Genomic DNA, 7,833 nt, shown 5'->3' with positions numbered 1-7,833 from the left:
GCTCGAAAGGCCGTTTCGAAAATCGGACCCCGCCGCTCCCTTGGCCACTCGTCAAAGAAGTCGAACGCATCGTCGAGGCACCCTATTTCTTGAATGAACTCGCCATTCTTGACAAGAACTGGTCGGTCGAACGTCCTGTAACTCATGTGATCCTCCATTCCGCACGTGGGTTGTTGTTGGTTCGGGTCATCATGCGATTGCATGCTCCGGCTCGGCCAACATGCCGCCGCCTCCACGCCCGGGCGGCACCGTTGCAAAGGCCGGGATTGGCGGCGGATCATCATCGTCATCTCGCCAGGGGCGCCGCATCCAACCGAGCCGGCTCTTCTTGCGGCGCCGGTCGAAAGACAGGCTGACGGTTCCCGACTCCTTTGAAACACGCGGTTCCCGCCCGGTTTCGTCCAGAAGGCGGAGTGCGCGAAGTATGTCGCTGACTTCCACGATGGCGCCGTTGTCCAATTGCCGCAACGCGGGATTGTCAGGAACCGCATGAACGTCGGAAGCCCAGAAAGCGAGCAAAGCCCGCTTTGCACCGATCGTCATCGTCTCCTCGTTCAGCACATCATCTGGCGTCCGCAATCCGGCGGATTCCGCGGCAAGATTTTTCGGTTCAGGTTGGTGAAAACTGTAAGTTCCGGTTCTCATCTCCATTCTCCGCGATCTGTGCCTCCCGGCCGAACCGGGAGGCGGACCGTAGATTTAGGTCCAGGGAATCAGGCGACCTCGCGTTGAGGCTCCGCATCCGAGTCGATCAACTGCTTCTTGCCGGGTTGCTCGAGCGAAACCGCTTTGGCTTCGGACCCTATCTCAATGCGCCGAGGCTTGAGTTCCTCGGGCACTTCGCGGACCAGGTCCACTGACAGCAAGCCATTCTCGAGGTTGGCCGCCTTGACCTTTACGTGGTCGGCAAGTTTGAACACCTGCTTGAAGTTGCCCGTCGCCAAGCCGCGATGAAGGACCTCCCGATTTTCCTGGTCGGGTTTCCTTTGGCCGACGACAGACAATTCGGGGCCGTTCTGCATGAGTTCGACCTCATCGAGAGCGAAGCCGGCGATAGCCATCGTAATGCGATAGTCGTTCTCGCCGGTCTTCTCGATATTGTAGGGAGGCCAGTCGGAGCGTACGCTTTTTTCGAGCATATCGAAGAGACGGTCGAAGCCGACCGTTGTGCGGTAAAGAGGGGTATAATCAGAGCTTCTCATAGCCATATCCTCCGTGAAGCAACATGGATTACGAGGCTGTCGCAGCGTCGCTGCGACGCCAGTATGTCGAGCCGAAGCCTCGACGGAAAACGATCTGGTAATCGTGTTTTTTTCCTTCAAGAGGGCGACAAAAATATTTTTGGCCGGCAGGCAGGTGCCCAAGGCGCTGCCTTGCGTGCTGGTGGCCACTGCGCGATGTTGACGCCAGGGGTGGATGCGAATCATGCGAAAAATTTTGATGTCAGGACTGCTGCTCGCGGCAGCCTTTTCCGCGAACCCGGCCCACGCGCTGGACAGCAGCGGCACGCCTGTCGTCGTGACCCCTCTTGCGTCGCGCACGACGACCGCGTCCGGCCAACCGATCACGCTGCCGCAGAAGAACGTGCAGGTGCTGGTCTCGACCTACGACATCGCGCCGGGCGCGACCTTGCCGGTCCACAGGCACCCTTTCCCGCGCTATGCCTATGTCCAGGCCGGCACGCTGAAGGTCACCAATGTCGAGACCGGCGACAGCAACACCTACAAGGCCGGCGATTTCATCATCGAAATGATCGGCCAGTGGCATCAGGCCACCAATATCGGTGATATCGAGGTGAAGCTTCTGGTGATCGATCAGGTCGAGCAAGGCGCCAAGAACACGGAATTGCGCCAATAACCGCGAAGTCCGTGCCCGGCGCGAAAGTCTGTTCGCGCTTTCGCAGCAACCGGCGCGGTGGTAGGGCTGGCCGGGAAATCATGGAATGGATCGCCCCTTGACCAAAGCTCTCCGCCTGCCGCTGATCGAAATCTGTGTCGAAGGCATTGACGGCCTTCTCGCGGCGCAAGCCGCCGGCGCCGACCGGATCGAACTGTGCGCCAGCCTCGTCGAAGGCGGCATCACGCCAAGCCTCGGCACGATCCGCGCCGCCATCGAGCAGGCAAACGTGCCGTTTCACGTCATGGTGCGGCCGCGCGGCGGCGATTTTCTCTACAGTGCGACGGAATATGCCTCGATGCTGGCAGATGTCTCGGCACTGCGCGAACTCGGCGTGCCCGGCGTGGTGTTTGGCTGCCTGAACGCCGATGGCACCATGGACGAGGCGCGCATGAGCGAACTGACGCAGGCCGCCGGCCCCTTGAACGTCACCTGCCATCGCGCCTTCGACATGACGCGCGAGCCGGCCGAGGCGCTCGAATCGCTGATCCGCAGCAAGGTCGGCCGCGTGCTGACCAGCGGCCAGCGTGACACTGCCATCGAAGGCTTGCCGCTGTTGGCGGATCTGGTGCGGCAGGCCGGCGACCGCATCGTCATCCTCGGCTGCGGCGGACTGGATTTGCACAACATTGCCGAAGTGCGCAGCAGAACCGGCCTGTCCGAAATGCATTTTGCCGCCCTCAAGGATGTGCCGAGTGCCATGGACTACCGCAATCCCCATGTCGGCATGGGTGGTTCCGATCTCGATCGCGAGTACCGCAACACGCTGACCGACACAGCGCTGGTGGCGGCAACGATCGCGGCAGCCAAGGCATGACCTCGAGCCCTGCCCCGATAGCCCGTGTATCGGCCCAAGACGAAGCGGCGATCCTGGCGCTCAACAACGAGCATGCCGCCGAACTGTCGTGGCTGGAGGCTGAGCGGCTGTCCTTCCTGCTTGGCGAAGCATTTTACACCAGGCGCATCGGCGATCTCGAAGCCTTCATCATGACCTTCGACCAGGATGCCCGCTACGACAGCCCGAATTTCCTGTGGTTCCGCGAGCGCTATGAGCGCTTCGTCTATGTCGACCGGGTCGTCGTGGCGGCGCACGCACGCGGCCGCGGCCACGCCCGCCGGCTCTATCAGGACCTGTTCGGCCATGTTGAGCGCGCCGGCCACACGCTGGTCACCTGCGAAGTCAACACCGCCCCGCCGAACCCCGCCTCGGATGCCTTTCACGCTGCGCTCGGCTTCGTCGAGGCCGGCGACGCCGTTATCCATGGCGGCAAGAAAGCGGTGCGCTATTACGTCAGGCAGATCAGCGCCTGACAGACCAGGCAGATCCGCGCACGAAGATGAGGACTACTGGAACAGGGCTGTCGCACTCACCAGCGTCATCCAGAACCCCCAGACCAACGGGATGCCGACCAGCAGCCAGGCCAGCGTGAGTTTGATCGAATTCTCGTTGTCTTGCGCCATGGTCGGTCTCCTCAGAGCTGATCCCGAAAAGTGGACTCCGGTTTTCGGAAAAGATCATGCTCAAACAATAAGATAGAGCCCATCCCGATTCTATCGGGATGGAACTGACTCTAAGCCACCGCTGGTTCGGTCTTCATGTGGAAGCGCGCATTGACGGGCCGCATCATCAGGTTGAGCAGGAGGCCGACAACCAGCAGGCCGGCCATGATGTACATGGTGACCGTGTAGGCGTCGGCCTTCGCAACGCCGCTGTCGATCTGGTACTGCCGGATATAATTCACCAGCACCGGGCCAAGCACGCCCGCCACCGACCACGCGGTCAGCAATCGGCCGTGGATGGCGCCGACGTAACGCACGCCGAAGACGTCGCGCAGGTAAGCGGGAATGGTGGCGAAGCCGCCGCCATACATGCTGAGGATGATCCCGTAGAACAGCACGAACAGGAAAACGCTGCCGGTCTGGCCGGTCCACGGCACCGCCGCATAGAGGACGACACCCAGCGCGAAGAAGATGGCATAAGTTGTCTTGCGGCCGATATAATCGCTGGTCGAGGCCCAGAAGAAGCGGCCGAGCATGTTGAAGATCGACAGCAGGCCGACGAAGCCGGCGGCAGCGGCAGGCGTGATGCGTCCCGGAAACATCTCCTGGCTCATCGCCGAGGCCTGGCCGAGCACGCCGATCCCTGCCGTCACATTAAGGCACAGCACGCCCCACAGCAGCCAGAACTGCGGCGTCTTCAACGCATCGTCGAGATGGACATTGGACGTCGTCACCATCGCATTCTGTGCCGCCGGCGGCGTCCATCCGGCAGGCCTCCAGCCCTCCGGCGGCACCCTGACGATAACGGCGCCGATCAGCATGAAGACGAAATAGACGATGCCCAGCACCAGGAAGGTTTCGGCGACGCCGATGTGCTCAGGCGTCGAAAACAGCTTCATCAGATAAACCGACAGCGGCGAGGCGATGAAGGCGCCGCCGCCGAAGCCCATGATCGCCATGCCGGTTGCCATGCCCGGCCGGTCCGGAAACCAGGTGATCAGCGTCTTGACCGGCGAGATATAGCCGAGGCCGAGACCGATGCCGCCCAGCACGCCGTAGCCGAGATAGATGATCCACAATTGGTGCAGATAGACGCCGAGCGCCGAGACAATGAAGCCGCCGCCGAAACAACAGGCAGAAGCGACCATGGCTTTGCGCGGACCGACGCGATCCAGCCAGCCGCCGCCGAACGCCGCCGCAATGCCCAGGAACAGGATCGCGATCGAGAAAATCCAGCCGAGGCCGGTCAATTTCCAGTCGTCGGGCGCCGAGTCGGTGATGCCGATCAGCTTAGACATCGGCAAGTTGAAAACGCTGAACGCATAGGCCTGGCCGATGCAAAGGTGGATGCAGAGCGCCGCCGGCGGCACCATCCACCTGCTGAAGCCAGGCTCGGCGACGGTGCGTGAGCGGTCGAGCCAGCCGCCCGCCCTTTCCCCAGTCGTATCCATTCCATCCTCCCAGATGCGTCTTCGAACCATCTTCTCAGATGTGTCCTGCGAACAAACTAGGCGGGTAAGCCGGCGAGGCAATAAGGAATGCCTGCCATACGACCAATGTCTAATGAGACTGGCCCATATCGCAAAGCAGGTCATTGCTTTCCCGAAAGTTAGATTAGAAACAATTGATTGACTGTCTGCTTATGAAGCGCGATCCCTCCACCTGCACTCACGATCATCTGGCCGGGCACGACGGCATTCACCAGTTGCGGTTGAGCCATTCGCGCGCCGGGCGCTCTATGAGGTAGTAGCTGCAGGCCGCGCAAGCGAAGACTGCGGCCAGCATCGGTATCGGCGCGCTGCCTTGCTCATAGACGAATTTGTAGAACGGCTGCTGCCATAAATAGAGCGAGTACGACCACAGCCCCAGCGTCGCCATCGGCCAGGACGACAGCAATCCGGAAAAATACCGTGGGCTGAAATCGAGTGCGTTGACGGCCAGAGCCAGCAGCGGCACCGCGAAGAGATAGTGCATCGGCGTCGGCACCCGATCCAGGAACAGGACAACGGCACAGACCGTTGCCACCAGGGCCACATGCTTGCCTCTCAAAAACGCCGGCAGCCTGCCGTCGGCCTTGAGCAGGCAGATCGAAGCCGACAGGAGGATCGACGCGATGTGCACATCCGTGCGCCAATAAGTGGTTTCGTAGTCCATCCCCAAGACCCAGTACGAAACCGCGCCATTGGCCATGGCCAGCAAGGCCAGCGCCAGGAGCAGCACGACCACGCGAGAGCGACTTGAGACGATGACGCTGATCAGCGCCAGGATGATGTAGGCGTGCTCCTCGATGCAGAGCGACCAGATATGGTCGAGCGCCCCTGCCCGAGCCACGAGAATGCCGGCATAATTGTAGGTGAATGTCAGCGCCGTCAGCGCGGCCTTCCATTTGAAGGCGAGGAACGTGCCGGAGAGCGCGATCATCGCGACGACTACGAAGACCAGAAGAGCCGGATAGATGCGGGAGAAGCGGCGTTTGAAGAATTTTTTCAGCGGGTAGCGTTCGATGAACAGGATCTCGCCCATCAGCCGGCCGCTGAGCACGAAGAAGAATTCGACGCCCAGCACGCCAAGATTGATTCCCGGAACCGGAAAGAAATGGCCGATCAGAACCAGCGCGATCGAAAGCCCGCGCCAGCCGTCGAGATAGGCCAGTCTTGTTCTGGTTGATCTGTCGGCGGCGGATCGGGACGGAACGACATGCGTCGCGGAAATGTCGGTCATGCCGATCCTCTCGCAATAGGCATGCGAAGGGTACGATGGTACAATTCGAACCCAGCTCGCATTCCCGCCCTAGTTCATATTGCAGTGCAATATGGATTTGTGCAAGTGCGAGATTGCTGCCGGATCAGGTCCGGCCTCCGGCTCGGCGGGGATTTGCTTCAAGCAGTGCGGCAGCGATTCCATCAGCAACTGAACGGATGCAGGCCGCCGCACGAGAAAAGGGGCCACGGAGGCCCCTTTCCTTGTCTGCGACTGATCGTATTAGAAACTGTTTCGAAACTCGCCCTGGCGAGTCATAGGTGGTGGTTTCGAGAACCGGAGCGGAGCGTACTTTTGGTACGTGAGCACCGGAAGCACAGAAAACGCCATCAGATGGCCGCCGGAGTAGAGTTTCCAAACAGTTTCTCAGGCGTTGGCTGCCGCAACCGCGCGCTTGGCCATCACCGCGATCAGATTGGCGCGATAATCGGCCGAGGCATGGATGTCGGTCATCAGATTCTTCGCCGGCACTTTCACACCTTCCAGTGCCGAGGCCGCGAAATTCTTGGCCAATGCTGCCTCGATCTCCTTCGAGCGGAAGACGCCGTCATCGCCGGCTCCAGTGACGGCGACGCTGACGCCATCCTTGCCCTTGGCAACGAACACGCCGACGATGGCGTAGCGCGATGCCGGATTGCGGAACTTTTCATAGGCCGCCTTGGCCGGCGCGGTGAAGGTGACGGCGGTGACGATCTCGCCTTCCTTCAACGAGGTCTCGAACAGACCCTTGAAGAACTTGTCGGCAGCGATCTCGCGCTTGTTGGTGATAATGGTGGCGCCCAGCGCCAGGAGCGCCGCCGGATAATCGGCCGCCGGGTCGTTGTTGGCGATCGAGCCGCCGATCGTCCCCTTATGGCGCACCGCCGGATCGCCGATCAGTGACGCCAGATGGGCAAGCGCCGGACAGGCCTTCTTCAGCTTCTCGTCATTGGCAACGGCGTGATGCGTGGTCGCGGCGCCGATGGTGACGGTCTTGCCCGAGACCTTGACGCCCTGCAGCTCCGTGATCCGCGACAGGTCGACAAGGTCTGACGGCGCGGCAAGCCGCGTCTTCATCGCCGGGATCAGCGTCATACCGCCCGAAAGCAGCTTGGCGTCGCCTGTCTTGACCAGCTTGGCAGCATCGGCGACCGAGGCGGCGCGGTGATAGTTGACTGCGTACATGGAATTCTCCCTTGGGTGAATGGGCGAATAGGGAGTAGCGAATAGCGAATAGGAACTATCCAGTCGCACCGCCTTCTCTTCCCTATTCGCTACTCCCTATTCGCTATTCGCTTTCAGTGTTTCGTTGCGCGGATCGCGGCCCAGACGGTGGACGGCGAAGCCGGCATGGCAAGATCGTTGCTGCCGATGGCGTCGGTGAGGGCGTTGATCACCGCCGGCGGCGAGCCGATGGCGCCGGCCTCGCCGCAGCCCTTGATCCCCAACGGATTGCCCGGGCATGGCGTGTTCGAGGTCGAGACCTTGAACGACGGTAGATCGCCGGCGCGCGGCATGGTGTAGTCCATGTAGCTCGCGGTCAAAAGCTGGCCGCTATTGTCATAATGGGCGCCTTCGAGCAGCGCCTGGCCGATGCCTTGCGCCAGCCCGCCATGCACCTGGCCTTCGACGATCATCGGGTTGATGATGTTGCCGAAATCGTCGGCAGCGACGAACTGGACGATCTCGGTGACGCCG

9 protein-coding genes are annotated in these 7,833 nt (G+C 61.2%); 4 read left to right on the top strand and 5 right to left on the bottom strand.

From position 1 onward, the window contains the following. A partial coding sequence (locus tag ENZ75_RS35735; RefSeq protein WP_348630615.1) for a hypothetical protein occupies positions 1-356 on the top strand: 356 nt, incomplete at its 5' end. A gap of 357 nt (positions 357-713) precedes the next feature. Here ENZ75_RS35735 and ENZ75_RS13730 read toward each other — a convergent pair. After that, entirely contained in the window at positions 714-1,202 is a 489-nt protein-coding gene (locus ENZ75_RS13730) for an Hsp20 family protein (protein ID WP_013531273.1), read from the bottom strand. Positions 1,203-1,425: 223 nt separating this feature from the next. Between ENZ75_RS13730 and ENZ75_RS13725 the strand changes: the two genes are divergently transcribed. From ENZ75_RS13725 to ENZ75_RS13715, 3 genes are all read left to right on the top strand, one after another. Continuing rightward, positions 1,426-1,857, top strand: a complete 432-nt coding sequence (locus ENZ75_RS13725; protein ID WP_024503833.1) for a cupin domain-containing protein — start codon at positions 1,426-1,428, stop codon at positions 1,855-1,857. A gap of 85 nt (positions 1,858-1,942) precedes the next feature. Next, on the top strand, positions 1,943-2,713 hold the full coding sequence (locus ENZ75_RS13720; protein WP_063168153.1) for a copper homeostasis protein CutC: 771 nt from the start codon (positions 1,943-1,945) through the stop codon (positions 2,711-2,713). Beyond that, positions 2,710-3,207 (top strand): GNAT family N-acetyltransferase, encoded by a 498-nt coding sequence (locus ENZ75_RS13715; protein ID WP_063168154.1) that lies wholly within the window; start codon positions 2,710-2,712, stop codon positions 3,205-3,207. Before ENZ75_RS13720 ends, ENZ75_RS13715 begins: the two co-directional genes overlap by 4 nt. 260 nt (positions 3,208-3,467) lie before the next feature. Here the strand turns inward: ENZ75_RS13715 and ENZ75_RS13705 are convergent, their stop codons facing one another. The 4 genes from ENZ75_RS13705 to ENZ75_RS13690 form a co-directional block, all read right to left on the bottom strand. Further along, positions 3,468-4,847 (bottom strand): OFA family MFS transporter, encoded by a 1,380-nt coding sequence (locus ENZ75_RS13705; protein WP_013531269.1) that lies wholly within the window; start codon positions 4,845-4,847, stop codon positions 3,468-3,470. Positions 4,848-5,094: 247 nt separating this feature from the next. Continuing rightward, positions 5,095-6,117: an acyltransferase gene (locus tag ENZ75_RS13700; protein ID WP_013531268.1), complete on the bottom strand. Its 1,023-nt coding sequence runs from the start codon at positions 6,115-6,117 to the stop codon at positions 5,095-5,097. 405 nt (positions 6,118-6,522) lie between these two features. Further along, positions 6,523-7,320 (bottom strand): xanthine dehydrogenase family protein subunit M, encoded by a 798-nt coding sequence (locus ENZ75_RS13695; RefSeq protein WP_063168155.1) that lies wholly within the window; start codon positions 7,318-7,320, stop codon positions 6,523-6,525. 113 nt (positions 7,321-7,433) lie between these two features. Beyond that, positions 7,434-7,833, bottom strand: a 400-nt coding sequence (locus tag ENZ75_RS13690; protein ID WP_164887812.1) for a molybdopterin cofactor-binding domain-containing protein, incomplete at its 5' end; no start/stop codon positions are given.

The sequence above is a fragment of the Mesorhizobium sp. M7A.F.Ca.CA.002.04.1.1 genome (genome assembly GCF_004022805.1).
Lineage (GTDB): Bacteria > Pseudomonadota > Alphaproteobacteria > Rhizobiales > Rhizobiaceae > Mesorhizobium > Mesorhizobium ciceri.
Note: the sequence above shows the minus strand (reverse complement) of the source record. Positions and strands in the feature narration are given on the sequence as shown.